Below are 21,376 nucleotides of genomic sequence, written 5' to 3' on the forward strand. Positions count from 1 at the left end.
ACAGCTGGCTTTTTTGCTCATTTTTTGAGCAGCAACGCTGCCAACTGCTGACAGGCTTCGGGCAGTTCAAGGGCCTCGGTGTCGATTCGGCATTCCGCACTCAGCGGAGCCTCATAAGGACTGTCGACGCCGGTGAAGTTGTTGATCCGGCCCTCGCGAACCGCTTGATACAACCCTTTCGGATCGCGCCGCGCACAGACCTGCAACGAGGTACTGACGTGCACCTCGATAAAATCCTCCGGTGCAAAAAGTCGGCGTGCGGCGTCGCGCTCGGCGCGAAACGGCGAGATGGCCGCGACGATCACGATCAACCCGGCATCGACCATCAGCCGCGCCACTTCCGCCATACGCCGAATGTTCTCGCGGCGACAGCTATCGCCCATGCCCAGATCGCGACACAGGCCACTGCGCACATTGTCGCCATCGAGTAAAAACGTGTGCAGGCCATACTGATGCAGATACAGCTCCAGCGCATTGGCCAGTGTCGACTTGCCTGCACCGGAAAACCCGGTCAGCCACAGGCAGCGCGGACGCTGCCCCTTGATCATGGCGCGGGCCTGATGCGACAACGCCAAGCCATAAGGGCGAATGGCCGGCGCTGGCGACGGCAGCGACAGGGATTCATTCATAACCGAGCAACTCATAATCGCGCTGATAAGCCCGTTTCACCAAGCGCCGGGTGCGCGCGGTGCAAAACTCGCGTGCGGGCATTGGCTGACGTTGCCGAGAGCTGTTGACGTGGGGCAACTGACTGGCCAATCCCAACTGCTCGCAGACCAACTGAAAGTCGCGCTGCAGATGTTCTTGATAGCCGATGAAATCCAGCGCCAGATGGCCTAGCGAGTCAGTGAGAAAATCGGTTTGCGCAGCGAAGTGCAATTGCCGAGAGATGTTGTGTGGATGTACCCAGCGCAAAACAAAATCGTCGAAATCCCGGTACTGCCTGACCAGTTGCTGCGCCGCCTGATCGCGGCCACTCAGTTCATTACCGCGCAGAAACGCGAAGGCCGAGTACGCGCGCTCCAGCGGATCCCGCACGAAAGCGAACTTCCAGGCCGTGGCGAATTGTTGCGGAAACTGTTCCTGATACCAGTACAAGGGCAGATGCCCCGGACGCCAGCCGTCGAACATCGCCTCGCAGACACTGCTGCCAGCGCACTTGGGCACATGAATGAACAGACACCCGTGCTGCTGGAAAGCCTTTGGAAACACCACACAGGCCGACAACGACTTGTTCACGACCTGCCGGTCAACCACCGACAAGCGCCCAAGCAGAAAGGCTCGCTGCGGCTTGGGCAGCAGTTTCCACAGATAGCGTTGCAACATGAGAGTACCCGCGCGACGGGGATAGCCCCTTCGATAGATGTAAGAGTTCGTTGAAGAACCTTAACAAGCGCGGTGCCCGGTTTTATGCCGGTTTGGTCAAGAAGGGTAAAGGTCTGGATACAAACAACGGCCCACAACTGCAATGCACTTTCCCTGTAGGAGCTGCCGAAGGCTGCGATCTTTTGACCCTGCTTCTAGAAAAACAGATCAAAAGATCGCAGCCTGCGGCAGCTCCTACAGGGCCGCGTGGGCATTCTCAGGCGATGTCTTCAGCCGGGGCATCGAGGCCCATGGCGTTGAGGCGTGCGTAGTAGCCGTTCTGCGCCAGCAATTGATCATGCGTGCCGCGCTCGACGATACGGCCCTGATCCATGACCAGGATCAGATCGGCTTTCTCGATGGTCGACAGACGGTGAGCAATCACCAGCGTGGTACGGCCCTTCATCACTTGATCCAGAGCGGCCTGAATGTGCCGCTCGGATTCGGTGTCGAGTGCCGAAGTGGCCTCGTCGAGAATCAGCAGCGGAGCGTTCTTCAGCAAGGCGCGGGCAATCGCCAGGCGCTGGCGCTGGCCGCCGGAGAGCAGCACGCCGTTTTCGCCGACCTGCGTATCGAGGCCTTCGGGCAATTGCGCGATGAAGTCCATCGCGTAGGCGTCACGCGCGGCTTTTTCGATGTCTTCACGCGGCGCGCCAGCCAGATCGCCATACGCGATGTTGTTGGCCACGGTGTCGCTGAACAGGGTCACGTGCTGGGTCACCTGTGCGATATGACGACGCAGGTTCAGCAGCTTGTAGTTTTCGACTTCGACACCGTCGATAAGGATTTCGCCCTTGTCGTGGTGATAGAAACGCGGAATCAGATTGGCCAGCGTCGACTTGCCACTGCCGGAACGGCCGACCAGCGCGACCATCTGCCCCGGCTCGACGCTAAAGCTAATGTTGTCGAGCACCTGGCGCTCGGTGTCCGGATACGTGAAGCTGAGATTGCGCACATCCAGACGACCGGTGACCGCATCGCGTTCGACCGTGCCGGCGTCTACTTCAGGCGTCACGTCCAACTGTTCGAAGATGCTTTCCGCACCGGCCACGCCCTTCTGGATCGTCGAGCTGACTTCGGACAATTGACGAATCGGTTTCGGCAGCAGGCCGGCCAGGGTGATGTAGGCAACCATGTCACCGGCCGAGGCGTCACCGCGCAAGTACAGGACGAGGAACATCAGCACGGCCATGGCGCTGTAGATCACCAGTTGCAGCATCGGCGTGTAGATCGCGCCGGTGCGGGTCATGCGCAGCTGTTTGTCGGTGTTGCTCTGGCTGGCCTTGAGGAAGCGCTTCTCTTCGTAGACTTCGCCGCCGAAGCTGCGCACCACGCGATAGCCCTGGATGGTTTCCGAGGCCACGTGCGTGACGTCGCCCATGGCCAGCTGGATCTTCTTGCTCTGCTTGCGGAATTTCTTGCTCGCGGTGCGCACCATCACGGCGATCAACGGCAGGATGGCGACCATCACCAGCGTCAGCTTCCAGTTCATGAACAGCAGGGAGGCGAAGAGGAAGATCACCGTCATGCCTTCACGGATTACGACCTTGATCGCATCGGTTGCCGCCCCTGTGACCATGGTCACGTTGAAGGTGATACGCGAAATCAGATGACCGGAGTTATGCTTGTCGAAGTAGCGGTTCGGCAGCACCAGCAGGTTGTTGAACAACTGCACCCGCAGGTCGTGCACCAGACCGAGGGAAACCTTGGCCAGAAAGTAGTTGCCCAGATAAGATCCCAGACCCTGCCACGCGGCAATCAGGATGATCAGCAGCGGAACAGCCTGCAACAGTTGCAGATCGCGCAGGTATGGGACGCTTGGAAACAGCACCGCCTCAGGGTTGGACAGGCCGTCGACGAAGTACTTGAGGATGTAGCCAAGCATCGGCTGGGTCGAAGCGAAAATCAGGAAACCGACGATGCTGATCAGGAACAGACTGATGTACGGCCGAACATAGCCGAGCAGGCGGAAGTAGATTTTCAAGCTCGAAGGGCTTGCGGCGGTACTGGAGTCAGTCATATCACGCGAAAGTCGATAAAAAGGACGCTGACTTTAGCACAGCTTCTTCAGGGTTCTGGCAAACGGCGAAAGGCTGTTATTGTTAGGCACGTTTTTCAGCATCAAATAGCCATCACCCGAATGGTCGATCAACTTCAGGATTGAATCTCACAGCATGCAACTTCGCGGCTTTAACAGTACGTCCAATCGAGTCTTCGATTTCATTAGTCTGTGGATTCTTCCCGCCGGCTATTTCCTGCTCTTGTGCGCGCTGTTTTTTCTGCCGGGCCGAAGTCTGCATCACAAGCTTTTTTACGGCTTGTTCAGCATTCCGACATTGATCGCTTTGTGCCTGCGTCCGCGTGAACTCAAGGAGTTGCTACGCGAGCCGGTGTTCGTGGCGCTGCTGGTGTTTGTCGCCTGGGCCTTGCTCAGCCTCAGTTGGGGACCGCGCGACGAAGGTATCGCCGGGATGTTCAAACCGTCACTGCACACCTTGCTGCTGTTTGCCGGCACCTATCTGCTGGTGCGTTATCGCAGTGAGATTCTGCAACCTCTACTGTTCGGCGCCGCGTTGGTGGCGCTGGTCGCAACGACGTGGTTCTTGTTCAGATTCGCCCATATTTACGAACCCGGCATGCGTCTGATCGGCGGTGGCGCTTTTGACAACCCATTGCTCAGCTCGCACCTGTTCGGTTTCTTCAGCGCCTATTGGCTGAGCGTGACCATGACCTGCAAACGCCGCCAGATGATGTGGCTGAGTGTGCCGGCAATGGCAATCATGTTTATGGCAGTAATCGGCACCGGGTCCAGAACGCCGCTTGTGGCGCTGACCATGGCCGCGTTGTGGCTGTGCTTCATTTGCTGGAACCGTCGCTCGATAGGCTTGTTGATCGGCCTGGCGCTCAGTGGTGTAACGGTCGCCTTCCTGTTTGCACAAATGATCATCGAACGTGGCGATTCGTATCGACTGGAAATCTGGAAACAGGTGCTGCACATGATTGCCGACCATCCTTGGATCGGTCACGGCTACAGCGCCACGCTGTCTGTCGACCCCGGTGTCGGCATCAACTTCCAGGAGCCGCACAGTTTCGTGCTGGGCGTTCTCTATTACGTCGGCATCTTCGGCCTGTTGCCGTGGCTGTTCTTCATTTTCTGGGGCCTGCTGAGCAGTTGGCGCCAGCGCGTACAACCACTGTTGATTGTTGCCTCGACGCTGCTGATCTTTGGCATCGGCGCCGGACTGACCGAAGGTGGCGGAATCATTTCACGGCCCAAGGAGCACTGGTTCCTGTTGTGGATTCCGCTGGCACTGATCGCGGCACTGAGCATCAATCAACGTGCGCGGCGACTGCTGACAATGCCGGTGCAAAAACTCACCGTCACCGGCCTGCAAAATCTGAGCAACGCCGCTCAGGTGATCGAAGAGGATGGTTTGGGCCCGAAAGTCTTGCGCCTGACCGATGGCAGCTTCCTCAAGCTGTTCCGCCGTCGTCGCTGGTACACCTCGGGCAACTTCAATCCGTATTCCGAACGCTTTGCCGTCAACAGTGAACAGTTGCGCCTGATGGGCATTCCAACCCCGCAAGTGCTCAACCTGTATCGCCTCAACGATGGCAGCAGCGCCGTGCACTACGCCCCCCTGCCCGGCCACACGCTGCGTCAGGTATTGCAGAGCATTACCGCACCGGCCGTTCGTCAGGCGCTGGTGGAACGTTTTGGCAAGTTCATGGCGCAACTGCATGAGAAAGGTGTCTATTTCCGCTCTCTGCACTTGGGCAACGTGTTGGTGCTGGAGGATGGCGAGTTCGGCTTGATTGATCTGGCTGACCTGCGCATTTACCCTAGCCCGCTCAGTCTGGCCCTGCGCCAGCGAAATTTGCGCCATATGCAGCGCTATACCGTCGACAAACGCTGGTTGTTCGAAGAACACTTCGAAGCACTGCTTCAGGGCTACGCCGTCACGGCGTCGCAATCTGCGGTGGATAATCTGCACAGGCAAGTGCTGGCCGGCAATACTCCGGCCCGAGTTCACTGATGATCGAGACTAACCCCCTGATTGCGCTGGCCGCCTACGCGCTGGCCATCGTATCCGCCGCGCTATTGCTGCGCGTTGTGCCGAAAATCGCCCGCCATCTGCAGCATTCCGGTGAAAGCCGCTATGCCAGCATCGATGGCTTGCGCGGCTATCTGGCGTTTGGTGTTTTCGTGCACCACGCGGTCATTACCTGGATTTTTCTGCGCACTGGAGAGTTCGGATTTCCGCCCAGCAACTTTTACTCGATGATCGGTCAGGGCAGCGTTGCGCTGTTTTTCATGATCACCGGATTTCTGTTCTGGAACCGTCTGCTGACCCAAGGACGTCAGCACGATTGGTTGGCGTTTGGCATTTCGCGGGTTTTTCGACTTTATCCGCTGTACCTGCCGCTGATGCTGATTGTGTTTGTCACCGTGTTCCATTTGCAGAACTGGGAGCTGAAGGAGCCTGGCAGCGCCCTGTTCAAACAGATTCTGGCGTGGCTGACTTTTGACCGCCCCGACATCAACCAATATCCGCAAACCGGCATGCTGATCTCCAATGTCACCTGGACGCTGGCCTATGAAGTGTTCTTCTATCTGGCGCTGCCGCTGGCCGGGATGGTCTTCATCTACCGCGGCAACTGGATACACGTGGTGCTGTGCCTGATCGGCATCTATGCGCTGTATCAAGTGGTCGGTTGGGAGCATTCGCTGAAGAAGCACTTCATCGCCAGTTTTCTCGGCGGCATCGCGGCGGCGTACTGGATTCGCCGACCGGCGTTGGTGGCGTGGAGTCGTACCCCTCTGGCGGGGATCATTGCGTTACTGGCGCTGGTGATTGCGTTCACCGCGTTCAACCGTGCCTTCAAGACCGGGCCGCTGTTCCTGCTGTCACTGTTTTTCGTGATCGTGGCGTCGGGCAACAGCCTGTTCGGTGCGCTCAAGCCACGCAGCATCCGCTGGCTCGGCGAGATCAGCTACAGCACCTATCTGCTGCACGGTTTCGTGTTGTGGCTGATGGTGCAGCGTCTGCCGCTGCTGCTGAATCTCGACGCGCGGGAGGCGAATGTTTATCTGCCGCTGATCGCGATCTGCACGTGCCTGCTGATTCTGATCAGCAGCCTGAGCTTTCTGTACATCGAGTTGCCGGGCATGGCCGCCGGCAAAAAAGTCCTGCTGTGGATTCGCTCGCGCCAGAAAGGCGATAAGCAGCTCCCGGAGAAAGTCGCCCGCTAAGCGCGGGCGACCGCTGTTTCAGCTCTTTTCCTGCGGCGAAAACAGTAACCGCCCAAGACCGCGCCAGGTCTTCTTGTTCCACGCCTTGAACGGGATCTGCTTCAGCAGCTCCCACGCCAGCTTGCGATTGCGGTTGGCGGTCTTGAGGAACATCGAGTTGAGCGCCTTGTAACGCACTTCGTCGTACAGAGGGTGATCGCTGAACAATGCGTAGATACGCAGGATGCTTTCGATCATGAAACGGTGGTTCTTGTACGAGTTGGTGGCGTGCTTGCGGTAGCGCGCCATGACCACGTTCAAGCCATCGATGAAATAACCGGCGCGCGTCACCTTCAACTCGATATACAGATCCTCAAGACGAATCGTCGAATCGAACCCGCCAACCTTGTCCAGCGCCTCGCGGCGGATCATCAGGGTCGGCGCCGGCGGATACGGCTTGCGCTCCAGAAACATGTCATCGAAATCCAGACGACGGAACGGCACATCGCGACGCTGACGTTTTTCCGGATAGAGGTTGCCGTCAGCGTCCATCAATTCGATGTTGCCGGCGCAAATCCCGACTTCGGGTTTGTCCGCCATGTACGCCACCTGAACCGCGATGCGCTCCGGGTACATGATGTCGTCGGAACCGAACGGCACAATCAGACTGCCCTTGGCGCGCGCGATGGCGCCGTTGAGCGTATTGGTCAGGCCCTGATTCTGCTGCACCCGAAAATCGAAACCGTACTGTGCCTGCAAGGCGTTGATGCGCTCGACGCTGTCGTCGTTCGAGCCGTCATCGATCACCAGCAGTTCGATGTTCTTGTAGGTCTGGTTGATGACACTGAGGATGCTTTCCTCAATGTACGGCCCGTGGTTGTATGAGGCGATGATCACGGTGACGAGGGCGTTCGCTTCGCTCATGGCTGCACCTTACGAGCCTGTTCCAGGCCAGAGTCGATCAGGTTCAGGTATTCCTGACGGAACACCTCGATGTCATGTTGTTCCTGCAGATAGCGGTAGGCTTGTTCGCCCTTGGCCTTGAGTTCGTCATCGGTCAGCGCAAGGTACTGATCCAGCGCTGCGACAATACTAGGCACATCCTTCGGCGTAATCGCCAGACCGCCGGCGCCTTCGATCAGCGGCACCATCGCCGGCACGTTCGAGGCGATCACCGGCAAATGTCCGCTCATGCCTTCCAGCAACGCCAGACCGAGACCTTCGGCCAGCGACGGCATCGTCCAGATATCAAACGCGCGCACGTATTGCAGCGCGTTTTCCTTGAAACCCAGCAGATGTGCGCGACCGTTCAAACCCAGTTGCTCGATCTCGGCAGCCAGCGGCGCTTGCAGGCGCCCGGCACCGATGATCGCCAATTGCGTGTTCGGGTATTTGTCCTTGAGCGCGGCAAATGCCTGCAACAGATAGGTGTGACCCTTGACCGAAACCAGTCGCCCCAGCGCGCCGATCAGGCGCACATTCGGATCGATACCGAGCAGCTCACGCGCCTTTTCGCGGCTGTGTTGCAAGCCTTCGGCCTGCTCGATATCGATGGCGTTGGTAATGGCGTAGGTATTCTGGTCGGTGAAACCGCAATCGCAGTCCAGCAGGTACTGTTTTACCGCCGGCGAAACACCGACGAAACGCCAGTGCCGATCGATCAGACGCTGAGTCTGACGACGACGGTAAAAACGATCGTACTCGCCAAAACCGTGGGAGATGCCAATGCACAGCGGCACCTTCAACCAGCGGTTGAGCGTGAGCATCATGTTCACCGGTTTGAAGCGGTTGCAGATGACTACATCGAACTTTTCCCGACGGCAGAACTTGTACAGTTCCCACATCGCGCGCAGGCGCATGCCTTTGAGGGACTTGTCGGAAAACTCGAAATACACCGAACGATCGGCGCGGCTGACCGGCTCACCAGGCGTGGGTTTGCCGCGCAGGAACGCCGCCGTGATCTCATAGCGATCCGAAGGCAACGCCTTGACGATCTGCTCGGCAAGGTCGGCGAAATCATGGGCTTTGACGTTGTAATCGGGCTGCAGCTGCAGAACCTTTGACCGTTGACTCATAAATCTCCCCGATTCACGCCTGATTCACCCGGTTTCAGCAGCCAGAGTAATTCCTGGCGTCGGACCGCTTTTCGAAAGAACTCGTTCTCGCCGTATATCGACGGCGCACGCCCGGCCAGCACGCGCTGAATCAAGCGACGCAAACGGCGCTTGAACGGTGCTGGCGGTTGCAAGTCATGCATCATGCCCAGCGCCATGGCCTTGTCGCGTTGCTGCGCAAGGGTCAGTGGCAAACACAACGGCTGCATCGGTACGGCGGCGTCGAAGGCCGGTGGCAGCGCGATGCCCTCACCGGCGTTGCCCATGGGCCAGCGATCATTGTCATGCAGATGGTTGGCGTAACCGAGCAGCGTCGGCTGCCAGTCGAGACTGCCCAGCACTTGCAACACAGCTTGCTGGCTACAGATATGGTCTGGATGCGGATCCAGCGTCGGATGCGGCAGGACGATCACGTCCGGACGTGCACGCAGCAACACTTCGCGCAGGTCGGCCAGCAGATTGTTCCAGGTCGGTGCGCCATCGACGTCGCCCGGCAAGGTGAACGGATTCAACTGACGGAACAGACGGGTATCGTCCAGATCCGCTTCGCGTGAACCGATCGCCTGATTCGGTGCAGCCTGCATCGCTGCCAGTTGCAGACAGAAATAGCCCAGCTGCACGCAGTTTTCCGCCGGCACGCCGGCCCAGCGCGGCACGGCGAGGCTGTCCCAGGCGCGCAATCGGCCCTTGAGGCGCGCCGCTTCGACCTTGTTCAGGCCCATCTGCTGATAGTGTTCGGCTTCGATTTCGCCGGCGGTCAGGGTGACAATCCAGGCTTCGTCTGCCTGGCTGTACAACCCGTAGGCTGCCAGTTCGGCGTCGTCGGCATGCGGTGCGATCACCATGACCCGCTGACGGCGATAATCGGTTTGCTCCAGCGCCCACAACACCGGCTCGCCAGAGACGCGGCAGAAACGCCCGCGCAAACGCAGCGAGCCTTGCGACAAGGCCTGTGCCTGACCGCTGAGGTTCAGGTAGCGCAGGCCGTTAACCCCACGCTCAAAAGCTTGTGCGTCCGGATTCGGGCCGCCCGTCAGCTCGACACGAGGATCGAAGAAGCGTCCCAGCCAACTGCTTTTGACTCGCAACGCCAGAATCAGCGTGGCGTCATCCATCACCATCACGCCTTCATCCAGGCGCAGTTGCTCACCGTTGAGGTGCACTTTTGGCTGTGGCGTAAACGGCGGGAAGCTGTACTGGTAATCGTCTTTCGGCGAATAGAACAAATGATCGGCAAACCACGCTTCATGGGCGATCCAGCCGATCACTGCCAGTACCAGCGGCAACCACCAGGCCACCAGCACGCCGATCGCGATCAACACGATCAGGGCAATCAGCAGGCCGACGCGTTTGTTGCGCCGATGGCGCTTGAGCAGTTGCTGTTTGCGGCTAATGGGCTGGCTCATACGGTGAATACCGGCACAGGATTGCACCAGCGATCCTTGTATTCACGGTCGGCGCGACCGAAGGAAAAGCGCAACGGTTTGTCCAGCGCTCGCGCGTGTTCCCAGGCGCTTTGCGTATTGAGGAAACTCAATACGCTGCCGGGGCTGAATTCGCGGGTTTCAGGGTCTACGCCGCCATTGATGTACTCGACGCTGATCCACTCCGGCGCCTCGACGCGGTACACCAGTTGAATCGCGATCGGTGCATCGTTGAGGAAAATCACCGAGCCGATCAACAGCTCGCGCAACAGTTCGATGACCTCGGCCATGCGTGCCGCGCCTGTGGCCGGGAAACCCCAGCGGCGCTGAAACAGATCGCAGTAGATGGCGGCCAATTCGGCGCTGGAGAATTCGCTGACCGCACGCACCACGCCGCCCGCCTCTTCGAGCAGACGCAATTCGCGGCGCTGGTTGTAGCGAAACTTCTTCGACAGTTCTTCCGGGGTACGGGCCATGGCCAGTTGTTCGGTCTGCAACTTCATGCCGCTGAAACGGCTTTCGTTGAGGGCAGACAGATAGCGTGCGCGATGGCGCAGCGGCGCCTGAGCATCGGCAGCGGCCGGCAGGATCAACTCGGCGTTGCCGAGGTCGAACAAGCCTTTTTTGCCGTTGCGCTTGAGGACGTCCTTGGACAACGCCAGATCGCGGCCCCAGGTCGGGATTGCCGCTTTGATCTCGCCCTGTTGCTCCCACGCCAGATAGCGCACCGGGATGCCGGCGAGATCAGCCAGACGCTCGACCACCAACGGATGAGTCGCGACGCTGCCGCCAAAACGCTGCCAGGCGGTTGCATAGGTCGAGGCGTCGACAGGCGACCAGCCACGTTCACGCCAGCCTTGAAATCGGTTGAGCATCAGCCCCTCGGTGCCAGATCGGTAACTTGCGGCAGATGCCAGAAGGTGTCGCGCACCGCGCGGTCGGAGAAACGCTCACGCAGGCGATCAAGCATCATTTCGGCGCACTGCAGGCGCTGCTGATCATCCATTCCGGCCAGATGCTGCAGGCCTTGCGCAAGGTGTTGGGCATCGCCCAGCGGGAACAGAATACCCACGCCTTCGACCACTTCTTTGGCCCCACCGCACGCCGTGGCGAGCAGTGGCACGCCGGCGGCCATGGCCTCCAGCAGGACCATGCCAAACGGCTCATGATCGGAACTCAGCGCAAAGACATCAAAGGCGCGGAAGTAATTGCGCGCGTCCGGCACCTGACCGAGGAACAGGACGCGATCGCCGATACCCAGCTCGCGCGCCAGCTCTTTGAGATCCTGTTCGAGACGGCCCTTGCCCAGAATTACCAGCTGACTGTTACCCGGCAAACCCGGCAACGCCGCCGCAAAACCGTGCAGCAAGGTTGCCTGATCCTTGTCCGGATGCAGCCGACCGACGTTGCCGACAATCCATGCATCCGCCGCCAGACCCAAGGTCTCGCGGGCTTCACGGGCCGACACTTGGCTGAACTGCAACGCCGACACGTCGATCCGGTTATACAGCGTCTGAATCCGCTCTTGCGGCCACTTCGGCAGGCAACGACGCATGTCGTCGCGCACCGCATCGGACACGCCAAGCAGGCTCAGGCGCTTGCGGAAAATGTGCGCGAACAACTTGCGCGTACCGCGTTTGTAATCCTCAAACGCGTGGTGCACGCCAATCACCGGCAGCGAAGTGCCGAGCAAGGCGATGTAGATCGGCTTGAAGCGATGGGCGATGCAGAAACTGAAATTGCGTGAAGCGGCGATCTTGCGCAGATCGCCGATGGCGCCCAGCTTCAGGCCACGAATGGCCTTGGAGCTGTATTCCATGAACAACACTTCATCGGAGGCACACGCTGCGGCCACCTCGCTATCGGCGGCCCCGGTCAGAAAGACCGTGGTCACCCGATAACCGGTGCCCGCGAACAGGCTGGCGTACTGCCGTGCGCAGTCGAGGAACGGCCCGTCATAGCCGTGACAGAACTGCAGCACATGGCGTTCAGCCGAGCGAGTCATAAGCGTTTGCGCCCTCTTTGACCACCAGAATGTCTTCCATGATCAGGTACTGCAGATCGGAGCCGAAGAACATGTTCAGCGCGTCAGTCGGCGAGCAGATCATCGGTTCGCCACGACGGTTGAGCGAGGTGTTCAGCGACACGCCGTTGCCGGTCAGGACTTCGAGCGCTTTCATCATGTCGTAGTAGCGCGGGTTGTATTCGCGCTTGAGCACCTGGGCACGGGAAGTGCCGTCTTCATGGACGACTTCCGGTACGCGGGTTTTCCACTCGTCCGACACTTCGAAGGTGAAGGTCATGAACGGCGCCGGGTGATCGATCTTGATCATCTGTGGCGCAACGGTGTCGAGCATCGACGGGCAGAAAGGCCTCCAGCGCTCGCGGAACTTGATCTGGTGGTTGATGCGGTCAGCCACACCGGCAATGCTCGGGCAGCCGATGATCGAACGACCACCCAATGCGCGCGGACCGAATTCCATGCGGCCCTGGAACCAGGCCACCGGGTTGCCATCGACCATGATCCTGGCGATCTGCTCCGGCATGTTGTCGAGCTTGCGCCAGGTCGGTTTGTTCTCGTGACGGGCGCACGCGGCGATCACGTCTTCGTTGCTGTACGACGGGCCGAGGTAGACGTGTTCCATCTTCTCGACCGGCACGCCACGAGCGTGCGACACGTAAGCGGCAGCGCCAACAGCGGTGCCGGCATCGCCGGACGCCGGCTGTACGAACAGCTCTTTGACGTCATCGCGGGCGATGATTTTCTGGTTCAGCTTGACGTTCAACGCACAGCCGCCAGCGAACGCGAGCTTGCCGGTTTCCTTGAGGATGTCGCCCAGGTAGTGGTCGATCATCTGCAGCGAGATCTTCTCGAACAGCGCTTGCATGCTCGCGGCGTAGTGGATGTACGGTTCGTCAGCGATGTCGCCTTCGCGTTTCGGACCCAGCCATTCGATCAGCTTCGGCGAGAAGTAGAAGCCCTTGCCCTTCTCTTTGTAGCGACGCAGGCCGATCACGTTGGCGTAGTCGGTGTTGATCACCAGTTCGCCGTTCTCGAACGAGGCCAGACGCGAGAAGTCATATTTGCTGGCGTCGCCGTACGGCGCCATGCCCATGACCTTGAACTCGCCGTCGAGCATCTCGAAACCGAGGAACTCGGTGATCGCGCCGTACAGGCCGCCGAGGGAGTCCGGATCGAAGAATTCCTTGATCTTGTGGATCTTGCCGTTTTCGCCATAACCGAAGAAGGTCGTGGCGTACTCACCCTTGCCGTCGATGCCGAGGATCGCGGTTTTCTCTTTGAAACCCGAACAGTGGTAGGCGCTGGAGGCGTGAGCCAAGTGGTGCTCGACCGGTTCGATCTTGATCTTTTTCGGATCGAAACCCAGTTGCTCAAGGCACCAGACGATCTTGTTGCGATAGCGCTTGTAGCGACGGTTGCCCATCAGGATCGCATCGAGGGCGCGATCCGGGGCGTACCAGTAACGCTTGGCGTAGTGCCAGCGAGCCTCGCCGAACAGGCTGATCGGCGCGAACGGAATCGCTACCACGTCGACGTCGGACGGCTTGATGCCAGCCTGCTCCAGGCAGAACTTCGCCGACTCGTAGGGCATGCGGTTCTTTGCATGTTTATCGCGTACGAAGCGCTCTTCTTCAGCCGCCGCCACCAGCTTGCCGTCAATGTACAAGGCTGCTGAGGGATCATGGCTAAGGGCGCCGGACAGGCCAAGAATCGTCAATGCCACAGGGGTCTAGCCTCTTTAGTCTGCATGCAGGCGCGATGCGCCTTGAAAATTGATGTGCCCTCGCAACGGGCGAGAGACAGCTAAAGGGCGGGATTATAGCGTAAAAGCGCCCACAAGCCTCTAGCCGAACTGCCGCGCCTGCGCGTTGACACTCTGTACCTCTCGTCATATGCTCGTTCGCAAATGGACTGGGGGATCCCGGTCGGCGCTAAATGCCTCGGTGAGATCACCGGGGCTTTTCGCTTTCTGGGAGGGGAAAATCTTCAAGCCCCAGTTCTCGAAACCTACTCCGACTTTGTTCCGCCCGCCGCTGCAGTAAAATTTGCGCTTGAGTACTTCAAATGCACGATTTTCCTGACCAGCCTTCAGAACGCTCATGCCGATGGGTCTCGCAACGAGATCAGCGAGCTGCAGACCGGTGGAATTCACTTGTTTTGTGGCAAAGACGATGTCAAATGGCAGTTGAGCCCCCAAACGATTCGCACCACCGCACATCCTGCGAAACTCCAACTCAAGCTCGTTATCTTCCCGCCTCCCTCCGCGCTCGAAAATCACATGCGTCGTTGCCCCTTGCTGCTTCTTTTCCTGCAAGAACTCATAGAGCGTTTCCAGACAAAAGCCGCGAGCGAGGTGGTATGGATTATGGCTGGGGCCTTGCCTTTCGCGCAGAGCAGCCTTGTCTATGACGCAGCTGATCAGAACGAAGTCGCTGGCTTCAATGATGCACGTCAGTTCCTCAAGAAAAGCATTCTTGTGCTCCCGGGAAATGAAAAGTCCTGAGAACGCGCCTTTCTCTTTGCGAATTTCAAGTTCATGCAGACCAATCAGGTCGTGGCCCATATGGGTGAATTTGAATTTCTGCAGGGCAGGAATGACTTTTTTGCAGTAATGCCGCTTGTCGAAGGCGCAAAACGCGAGCACAAAAACGGGATATTTGGGATCCAGTGTTTGCATCCCATGGTCACCGCTCTCATCGACATAGACGATGACATCGCTGTACCTGGCTATCGAAGGCAAACCAGTTACCCGCCACCTGAACGCCAGTAAATATTCAGATTGCCATCTTCGATCTGCCGATAAAGCGTGTACGGCAGCGAGACCGTGTCGAAAACCCCGGACAGCGGCAGGTCCAGCAACACGAAAGGCACCAGGAAGCCCGACGGGTCGGGAGGCGCGTTCAATACGCAGAAGTCATAGGTCAGCCCGCTGTAGATGCGCGGAATGGATTGGCAGTAGGTTTTTTGCTTGCGCATGTCGCGGGCGACGTCGGCGTCGTCCTGCAGCACGGTCAGGGCACTGCCGCAACCCGATAAAACCCATGAAAAAACAGCCAGTGTTGCAGCCTTGTTGATCATCAAGCGTTGCCCTCCGAAGTCGGAGGGTAAACTAGCATCGGGGCTGGACGCGGCACAGTTCATGGCTTCTGTAGAAGCTGTAGGAGAAGTCAGTGGGGTTTGTGCACCGTTTCCCCGTGGGAATTACAGTGCTTGAGCGGACCTCATCGCCAGCAGGCTGGCTCCTACAGGGGGAACGTATTTCCAATGTGGGAGCCAGCCTGCTGGCGAAAGGATTCAGGCAGCGCCGGAGATGTCTTTAGGCAACCGCTGATCGATGACCTGATACAACGCGCTGCTCTCTGGCCAGTTACGCATGAACCGCGCACGATCGCGGACGTAGGCCGGGGCGAAGCTGCCGAGGGAGCCGTGCTGACACATCGAGTCCAGATCGATCAGCGCCCAGCGATCATCCTGCCAGAACAGGTTATGCCCCTTGAAGTCGCCATGACTGATGCGCTCGGCGATCAACCTTGCGAACAACTGATCCAGCGCCTGCAATTCGGATTCCGGCGCTTCGCCGCTTTCAACATAAGGTGCAAAACGCTCGATGATGTCTGGCCCCGGCAGGAATTCGGTGACCAGATAGGCACGACTGCGCAGCCACAGAAAACGCCTCTCCAGTACCGCCAGCGGTTTCGGCGTGGCGATACCGAGGAACGCCAGACGATTGCCTTCACGCCACGAATGCCACGCGCGGCTTGGGCGCCAGAAGCGCTTGAGCCAATGGGCAAAATTCTTGATGTTGTAGCGTTTGATCACCAGCGTGCGCCCGGCCACGTCGACCTTGCCAACGCTCGCCGCGCCACCGGTCTTGTACAAATGGCCCTGATCGAGCAGTGCATCGGCCTGCTCCAGCACGGGCAACATTGCCGCTTCTTCCTCGCGACGAATAGCGCGCAAAGCGAAAGCACCGCGCTGCACGGCAAACAATGTGCACTCACGCCCGACTTTGATCAGGTAATCGCGCAGACGCCAGGCGCGCACCTTGGCGATCTGCTTCTGCAACTGTTCCAGCGGCAACGCGTGTTCGCCGTTGCTCAGCAGGTAATACACCAGCAATTCTTCGGTGAACGGCTCCAGCGCCTTGGGCAACTGGGCGAAAAACACCCCGAGATTTTCCAGAACTTTCTGCCGCGACAACGGCTGGCCAGCGGTTTCTGCGCAGATGCCCGCGCCGTCGATCAAATGCAACTGACCATCGTGGCGCAGCAGATTGTCCAGATGCAGGTCTTCCTGCCACAGGCCTTTACTGTGCAACTGAGCAATCGCGCCCAGCGCCTCGGCCAGTACCGCCGATTGTTCATCCGCCAGCATCGGCAGCGACTCGACCTGACTCCAGGCATCACCGAGACTCTCGGCGTCTTCGAGGAATTCGAACAGCAGCCAGCCGCCCTCGCCGTCCTGCAAGCCATCAGCCAGCAGCAACGGTGTGGTCAGGCCTTGCGCAGCGAGCAGCTTTACGCCATTGAGCTCACGCTGAAAATGCCGCGCCGCTTTGCTGCCGACCAGCAATTTCGCCAGTACCGGTCGCCCGCGCCACACGCCAGCACCGACATAACGCTGCCCCGGCAACACCCGCAGCAGACTCAGCAACTGCAAATCGGCAGGCCCGGCGGCATCGGCCAGGGAAATCGTCAGCGGCAGACTTGGCGTGCGCCCGGCGTTTTTCAGGTCGGACAACTGCATCAGCGAGTCTCCTTGCGACTGCGCCGCGCGGTCAGGCGCGTAACCCAGGCGTCGACCAGTGAACTGTCGGTCGCCTGATCGACATAGGCCGCGAGCAGCTCACGCAGTTGCGCCTCGCTCCATTGCGGCGCGCGGCGCACCAGTGGTTCCAGATCCTTGACCCGATCGCGCATGCCCCACAGCAATGGCCGGGTTTTCTCCAAGTCGATCAACTGCGCCCGATACTCAACGCCATCGGCCTGCAAGAAAATATGTTTGGGGTAAAAGCAGCCGTGCACCTGACGCAGACCGTGCAGCAGCCGCGCCAGCTGTCCGCAGGCCTTGAGAATCGCCGATTGCTGCGTGACAGTCAGTTCCGACCAGCGCTGCAACAACGAATCGAGATCGTCCCAGCCATCGAGGGCACGGGTCAGCAGGATCGCGCGGACTTCGCCGTCGACCTTGCGCTGCCCGAAGAATGCCGCTTGCAACGCCGGAATCCCCAGCGTGTTGTAGCGACTGATGTTACGAAATTCGCGGGCAAAACTTGGCTCGCCGAACGGCGCATGCAAGGTGCGCGTCAGGTAGTTGCTCTGGCGCTTGAGGTAATAGGCGTGACCTTCCAGCTCAAGGCGAAACACGCTGCTCCAGCCGCCACCGTCGGTGTTCGGTTCATCCACCGCTTCGAGCTGTTTGGCCCACAGGGCGTCGAAGGTGCCGAGGCCGTTGCGCTCAAACAGCGCACGGTCTTCAGCGGCCAGGAAATCAGTCATTCGCGTCCCTCGAAAAATCTCACCACGTGGCGAATGCGCTTCTTGTCAGCGGCATTCAGGCGATCACGCCCACGGTATTGCAGGTAAAAGCGCAGGCGCTGGGTGTTCGACAGGTGGTATTTGGCAACCTTGTCGAGGCAGGCCAGGTCCTTGGTGATGCGGTATTTGAGCCAGAAACCGCGCCAGAAATCGCCGTTCGGGCAGTCGATCAGAAACAGTCGCGCCTGATCGTCGATCAGCAGGTTGCGCCACTTCAGATCGTTATGAGTGAAGCGATGGTCGTGCATGGTCCGCGTGTAAGCGGCCAGTTGCCGACTGACGCCGTCGACCCAGGCACGATCCTTGAGCTTGGGATCGTTGCGCTCGGCCAGCGCCGAGAGGTCTTCGGTGCGCGGCAGTTCGCGGGTGATCATCGCGCCACGGTCGTACGCCGCACCGCGTCGTTCCAGGCCCCAGGCCACCACTTCAGCAGTGGGAATGCCCCACTTGGCGAAGCGCTTGAGGTTCTGCCATTCCATCTTCACCCGCGGCTTGCCGAGGTAACGGCGCAAGCCCTTACCGGCGCCGACGTAGCGTTTGACGTAATAGTTGACGCCGTTACGTTCGACGCGGATGACTTCCGACAGCGGATCGCGGGTCAGACGTTCGCCTTGCAGGGCGAACACCGCTTCGAGGCTGCCAAAATCTTCGGCGAGTTCACTGTATTGCGGCTCCAGAATCCAACCCGCCATCAGAGCGCATCCCCGTAACGCTGTTTACGCGCATAGAGTTTGTTGGCCTTGCCTTCCAGCCAGCTCAGCAACGGCGCTTCTTCAGCGAGAATCTGCCGCAGCGGTTGCTGGAAATAGCCCTTGAGGAAGCGCAGCTTGTCGCGACGGGTCAGGCCGATGTCCAGCGCGGAAAAGTACAACGCCGCCAAATCCTTGTTGCGCCAGCGCTGCGTGATTTTCGCGCGGGTCTGCGCACGGTGCAGGTCGATCACCGAAAGCTTGAAATCGTCTGCCGTCACCGGTTTATCGGTGTGCAGCAGGAAGTGGCAGATGTAGCAGTCGCGGTGGTTAACGCCCGCGCGGTGCATCATGCCGGTCATGCGCGCGACTTCGGCGATCAGCGCGCGCTTGAGTTTCGGCTCCGGCGGCTGCTTGACCCAGTCAATGCTGAAGTCTTCAAGGCTGACGGTCGGCGCCAGCTCTTCGGTGACGATGAACGAGTGTTGATCGGCCGGGTTGCTGCCCTTCTCGCCGTAGGCGACGGCGGTCATGGTCGGCACGCCGACTTCCTGCAGACGCTGGATGGCTTGCCACTCCTGACCCGCGCCGAGTACCGGCAGCTTGGCGGTCAGAAGATTCTTGAAAATCTCGCCCCAACCGATGCCACGGTGGATCTTCACGAAAAATCCGTTGCCGTCGACTTCCGTGCGCAGTGTCCGGCGTGCTTCCAGCTCGCGGTATACCTCGCCCTGCAAGCCTTCGACTTCGGCGAACGGGTCGCGTCCGGCCCAAAGGCTCTTGAACGGTTCAGCCAGCATCAACTTCATTAAGCGTGCTCCGCCAGAATCACATCGGCCGCGTGTTGCGGCATGCTGTAGAGGTCGGCCGTCTCGGCGAAGGCCAGACCATTGCGGCTCCAGGCCGCGCGTGCAGCGTCGTCATGCAACATTTCAGTCAGGTATTGCGTCAGCTGCGCCTGCTCGAACGGTTCGTCCAGCACGCGCCCGGCGTCGGCCTCGGCGATGTAGTGGGCGTAACCGCAGACCGCGCTGACCAGCACCGGCAAACCGGCAACCAGCGCTTCAAGCAACACGGTACCGGTGTTTTCGTTGTACGCCGGGTGAATCAACAGGTCGGCGCCGAGCAGGAAACGCGGGATATCGCTGCGCCCTTTCAGGAACGTGACGTTATCGCCCAAACCCAAGGTCGCACTCTGCATCTGGAATAATTTGGGGTCATCCTGGCCGATTACAAACAGCCGGGTGCGTTTCTTCAGCTCGGCGGGCAATGCCGCCAATGCTTTGAGGCTGCGATCAACGCCCTTGGTCTTGAAGCCGGAACCGATCTGCACCAGCAGCAGTTCGTCGTCCTTCAGATTGAATTCGGCGCGGAAACCGGCGCGGATTTCGTCAGCATCTGCCGGACGGCGGCGATCCTGCGCGATGCCCGGTGGCAGCAAATGGAAACGCTCAAGCGGCGTGTCGTAATGCTTGATGAACAGCGGCTGCTGCACTTCGGAAATCATCAGCACTTCGGTTTTCGCGTCTTTGGCGAACACCGCGCGCTCGTACTCGGCGAAGTGGCGATAGCGGCCCCAGCGGCGGTACAGCGAATTGCGCAGGTTTTGCGCCTTGTCTTCGAAGCAGCCGTCGGCGGCGTAATAAACGTCCAGCCCCGGCATCTTGTTGAAGCCGATCAGACGATCGACCGGGCGCTTGGCCAGATCCGCTGCCATCCACGCACTGAGTTTTTCGTTGCGACGATGATTGAAGAACGCCTTGACCGGCGCCACCAGCACTTCGAAACCGGGCGGCACCTCGCCTTCCCAGATCAGCGTGTAGACGCGGATCTGATGACCGCGCTGTTGGCATTCGAGGGCGATGCGCATGAAATCGCGCTGCAAGCCGCCGAACGGGAAATATTTGTACAGGACGAATGCCAATTGCATCAGCGCAGCTCCTCAGCCATTAACAACGTGCTCAGTCGGCTGGCGACACGCTCGGGGTTCAGACGCGTGAAGCACAGCGGCTGTTCACGCTTCAGGTCAAACTGACGGGCATCCTGCGCGGTCGGTTGATAGGTACATTTCTTTTGCAGGCACGGCGCGCACGGGAAGTCGCTGGCCAAGTGTATCTGCAGCTTGCCGTAGGCGCCGGTCAGGCCCGGGTTGGTCGGACCGAACAGGGAGATGGTCGGCACGTCCAGCGCCGCGGCCAAGTGGCCGAGACCGGTGTCCACCGCGACGCAGGCTTGCGCGCCGGCGAGGACTTTGCCGACGCCGGCCAGATTGAGTTTCGGCAGCACTTCGGCGTGTTTGAAACCGGCGGCGATGCGCTCGGCGCGGGCCTTCTCCTGCGGATTGCCCCACGGCAGTTTGATGCCGACGCCGAGATAGCCAACGCGTTCGGTCAGTTCGCGCCAGTAGCTTTCCGGCCAGTGCTTGGTGTCCCACGTGGTGCCATGCAGGAACACTACGAATGCGTTTTTGCGTGGCAGCTCGACCAGACGCTCGACGTTGAGGCCGTAATCGCCGAGGCCTTTTGGCAGGTCGTAACCGAGGGCGATGGCGAACAGTTGGCGCACGCGTTCGACGGCGTGTTGACCACGGGCCACTGCCAGTTTGCGGTCGTAGAAACGCGCGGCCACCGGCTCGCGGGCCGAACCTTTATCGAGGCCGGCCACCGGCGCTTTGACGTAACGGGTCAGCCAGGCGCTTTTCAGCAGGCCCTGGGCGTCGATCACCAAGTCGTATTTGTTCGCGCGCACGCTTTGTTTGAAGCGTTTCCACTCACCGCTGGTGATGGTTTTCCAAAGGTTTTTGCGCCAGCGACGGATCGCCACCGGAATCACCTTGCCAACGGCCGGATGCCAGGTCGGAATCTCGGCGAAGCCTTCTTCCACCACCCAGTCGAATTTGATCCCGGGAATCGCCCGGGCGGCGTCGGTCAGCGCCGGCAACGCATGAATCACGTCGCCCAGCGATGAAGTCTTGATCAACAGTACCCGCAA

General features: G+C 59.6%; 19 protein-coding genes. 2 read left to right on the plus strand and 17 right to left on the minus strand.

All coding sequences use genetic code 11. The annotated features are described in order from the left end of the window. Positions 1–17: 17 nt before the first annotated feature. The 3 genes from cysC to msbA form a co-directional block, all read right to left on the minus strand. A complete protein-coding gene (cysC, locus tag QOL84_RS16885) occupies positions 18–629 on the minus strand; it encodes an adenylyl-sulfate kinase (RefSeq protein ID WP_283437927.1) in 612 nt (203 codons plus the stop codon). Beyond that, a complete protein-coding gene (locus QOL84_RS16890; RefSeq protein WP_283437928.1) occupies positions 622–1,326 on the minus strand; it encodes a sulfotransferase family 2 domain-containing protein in 705 nt (234 codons plus the stop codon). The genes cysC and QOL84_RS16890 overlap by 8 nt, the downstream gene beginning before the upstream one ends. 256 nt (positions 1,327–1,582) lie before the next feature. After that, the gene (gene msbA, locus QOL84_RS16895; RefSeq protein ID WP_283437929.1) at positions 1,583–3,385 is read right to left on the minus strand and encodes a lipid A export permease/ATP-binding protein MsbA; all 1,803 of its coding nucleotides are present in this window, start codon (positions 3,383–3,385) and stop codon (positions 1,583–1,585) included. Between the two features lie 154 nt (positions 3,386–3,539). On the opposite strand from msbA, the gene QOL84_RS16900 reads away from it, so the two are divergent. Together QOL84_RS16900 and QOL84_RS16905 are read left to right on the plus strand one after the other, a co-directional pair. After that, positions 3,540–5,402, plus strand: coding sequence for a bifunctional O-antigen ligase/aminoglycoside phosphotransferase family protein (locus tag QOL84_RS16900; protein ID WP_283437930.1), 1,863 nt, complete (start codon positions 3,540–3,542; stop codon positions 5,400–5,402). Further along, positions 5,402–6,619 carry an acyltransferase family protein gene (locus tag QOL84_RS16905; RefSeq protein WP_283437931.1) on the plus strand — a complete coding sequence of 406 codons (1,218 nt, stop codon included), beginning with the start codon at positions 5,402–5,404 and terminating at the stop codon, positions 6,617–6,619. Before QOL84_RS16900 ends, QOL84_RS16905 begins: the two co-directional genes overlap by 1 nt. Before the next feature lie 18 nt (positions 6,620–6,637). Here the strand turns inward: QOL84_RS16905 and QOL84_RS16910 are convergent, their stop codons facing one another. The 14 genes from QOL84_RS16910 to waaC form a co-directional block, all read right to left on the minus strand. Next, complete coding sequence (locus QOL84_RS16910) at positions 6,638–7,522, minus strand: glycosyltransferase (RefSeq protein ID WP_283437932.1); 885 nt, start codon at positions 7,520–7,522, stop codon at positions 6,638–6,640. After that, on the minus strand, positions 7,519–8,673 hold the full coding sequence (locus tag QOL84_RS16915; protein ID WP_283437933.1) for a glycosyltransferase family 4 protein: 1,155 nt from the start codon (positions 8,671–8,673) through the stop codon (positions 7,519–7,521). The genes QOL84_RS16910 and QOL84_RS16915 overlap by 4 nt, the downstream gene beginning before the upstream one ends. After that, entirely contained in the window at positions 8,670–10,106 is a 1,437-nt protein-coding gene (locus QOL84_RS16920; RefSeq protein ID WP_283438662.1) for a PIG-L family deacetylase, read from the minus strand. The genes QOL84_RS16915 and QOL84_RS16920 overlap by 4 nt, the downstream gene beginning before the upstream one ends. An 8-nt stretch (positions 10,107–10,114) precedes the next feature. Next, a complete protein-coding gene (locus tag QOL84_RS16925) occupies positions 10,115–11,011 on the minus strand; it encodes an antimicrobial resistance protein Mig-14 (RefSeq protein ID WP_283437934.1) in 897 nt (298 codons plus the stop codon). Beyond that, positions 11,011–12,141, minus strand: a complete 1,131-nt coding sequence (locus QOL84_RS16930) for a glycosyltransferase (RefSeq protein ID WP_283437935.1) — start codon at positions 12,139–12,141, stop codon at positions 11,011–11,013. Before QOL84_RS16930 ends, QOL84_RS16925 begins: the two co-directional genes overlap by 1 nt. Continuing rightward, the gene (locus QOL84_RS16935; protein ID WP_283437936.1) at positions 12,125–13,882 is read right to left on the minus strand and encodes a carbamoyltransferase family protein; all 1,758 of its coding nucleotides are present in this window, start codon (positions 13,880–13,882) and stop codon (positions 12,125–12,127) included. Before QOL84_RS16935 ends, QOL84_RS16930 begins: the two co-directional genes overlap by 17 nt. Before the next feature lie 165 nt (positions 13,883–14,047). Then, the gene (locus QOL84_RS16940) at positions 14,048–14,836 is read right to left on the minus strand and encodes a DUF3800 domain-containing protein (protein WP_283437937.1); all 789 of its coding nucleotides are present in this window, start codon (positions 14,834–14,836) and stop codon (positions 14,048–14,050) included. Between the two features lie 68 nt (positions 14,837–14,904). Continuing rightward, a complete protein-coding gene (locus QOL84_RS16945; protein ID WP_283437938.1) occupies positions 14,905–15,237 on the minus strand; it encodes a YceK/YidQ family lipoprotein in 333 nt (110 codons plus the stop codon). Positions 15,238–15,453: 216 nt separating this feature from the next. Beyond that, complete coding sequence (locus QOL84_RS16950; RefSeq protein ID WP_283437939.1) at positions 15,454–16,905, minus strand: lipopolysaccharide kinase InaA family protein; 1,452 nt, start codon at positions 16,903–16,905, stop codon at positions 15,454–15,456. Then, positions 16,905–17,657, minus strand: a complete 753-nt coding sequence (locus QOL84_RS16955; protein ID WP_283437940.1) for a lipopolysaccharide kinase InaA family protein — start codon at positions 17,655–17,657, stop codon at positions 16,905–16,907. Before QOL84_RS16955 ends, QOL84_RS16950 begins: the two co-directional genes overlap by 1 nt. Then, the gene (locus tag QOL84_RS16960) at positions 17,654–18,388 is read right to left on the minus strand and encodes a lipopolysaccharide kinase InaA family protein (protein WP_283437941.1); all 735 of its coding nucleotides are present in this window, start codon (positions 18,386–18,388) and stop codon (positions 17,654–17,656) included. Before QOL84_RS16960 ends, QOL84_RS16955 begins: the two co-directional genes overlap by 4 nt. Next, a complete protein-coding gene (rfaP, locus tag QOL84_RS16965) occupies positions 18,388–19,194 on the minus strand; it encodes a lipopolysaccharide core heptose(I) kinase RfaP (protein ID WP_283437942.1) in 807 nt (268 codons plus the stop codon). Before rfaP ends, QOL84_RS16960 begins: the two co-directional genes overlap by 1 nt. Next, a complete protein-coding gene (locus QOL84_RS16970; protein ID WP_283437943.1) occupies positions 19,194–20,315 on the minus strand; it encodes a glycosyltransferase family 4 protein in 1,122 nt (373 codons plus the stop codon). Before QOL84_RS16970 ends, rfaP begins: the two co-directional genes overlap by 1 nt. Further along, a complete protein-coding gene (waaC, locus tag QOL84_RS16975; RefSeq protein ID WP_283437944.1) occupies positions 20,315–21,376 on the minus strand; it encodes a lipopolysaccharide heptosyltransferase I in 1,062 nt (353 codons plus the stop codon). Before waaC ends, QOL84_RS16970 begins: the two co-directional genes overlap by 1 nt.

The sequence above is a fragment of the Pseudomonas helmanticensis genome (assembly GCF_900182985.1).
Taxonomy (GTDB): Bacteria; Pseudomonadota; Gammaproteobacteria; order Pseudomonadales; family Pseudomonadaceae; genus Aquipseudomonas; species Aquipseudomonas helmanticensis.

What these genes read in the sequence shown, in the direction of transcription:
- cysC (WP_283437927.1), bottom strand. Translation starts at nt 629, where the DNA reads ATGAATGAATCCCTGTCGCTGCCGTCGCCAGCGCCGGCCATTCGCCCT.
- QOL84_RS16890 (WP_283437928.1), bottom strand. Translation starts at nt 1,326, where the DNA reads ATGTTGCAACGCTATCTGTGGAAACTGCTGCCCAAGCCGCAGCGAGCC.
- msbA (WP_283437929.1), bottom strand. Translation starts at nt 3,385, where the DNA reads ATGACTGACTCCAGTACCGCCGCAAGCCCTTCGAGCTTGAAAATCTAC.
- QOL84_RS16900 (WP_283437930.1), top strand. Translation starts at nt 3,540, where the DNA reads ATGCAACTTCGCGGCTTTAACAGTACGTCCAATCGAGTCTTCGATTTC.
- QOL84_RS16905 (WP_283437931.1), top strand. Translation starts at nt 5,402, where the DNA reads ATGATCGAGACTAACCCCCTGATTGCGCTGGCCGCCTACGCGCTGGCC.
- QOL84_RS16910 (WP_283437932.1), bottom strand. Translation starts at nt 7,522, where the DNA reads ATGAGCGAAGCGAACGCCCTCGTCACCGTGATCATCGCCTCATACAAC.
- QOL84_RS16915 (WP_283437933.1), bottom strand. Translation starts at nt 8,673, where the DNA reads ATGAGTCAACGGTCAAAGGTTCTGCAGCTGCAGCCCGATTACAACGTC.
- QOL84_RS16925 (WP_283437934.1), bottom strand. Translation starts at nt 11,011, where the DNA reads ATGCTCAACCGATTTCAAGGCTGGCGTGAACGTGGCTGGTCGCCTGTC.
- QOL84_RS16930 (WP_283437935.1), bottom strand. Translation starts at nt 12,141, where the DNA reads ATGACTCGCTCGGCTGAACGCCATGTGCTGCAGTTCTGTCACGGCTAT.
- QOL84_RS16940 (WP_283437937.1), bottom strand. Translation starts at nt 14,836, where the DNA reads ATGCAAACACTGGATCCCAAATATCCCGTTTTTGTGCTCGCGTTTTGC.
- QOL84_RS16945 (WP_283437938.1), bottom strand. Translation starts at nt 15,237, where the DNA reads ATGATCAACAAGGCTGCAACACTGGCTGTTTTTTCATGGGTTTTATCG.
- QOL84_RS16950 (WP_283437939.1), bottom strand. Translation starts at nt 16,905, where the DNA reads ATGCAGTTGTCCGACCTGAAAAACGCCGGGCGCACGCCAAGTCTGCCG.
- QOL84_RS16955 (WP_283437940.1), bottom strand. Translation starts at nt 17,657, where the DNA reads ATGACTGATTTCCTGGCCGCTGAAGACCGTGCGCTGTTTGAGCGCAAC.
- QOL84_RS16960 (WP_283437941.1), bottom strand. Translation starts at nt 18,388, where the DNA reads ATGGCGGGTTGGATTCTGGAGCCGCAATACAGTGAACTCGCCGAAGAT.
- rfaP (WP_283437942.1), bottom strand. Translation starts at nt 19,194, where the DNA reads ATGAAGTTGATGCTGGCTGAACCGTTCAAGAGCCTTTGGGCCGGACGC.
- QOL84_RS16970 (WP_283437943.1), bottom strand. Translation starts at nt 20,315, where the DNA reads ATGCAATTGGCATTCGTCCTGTACAAATATTTCCCGTTCGGCGGCTTG.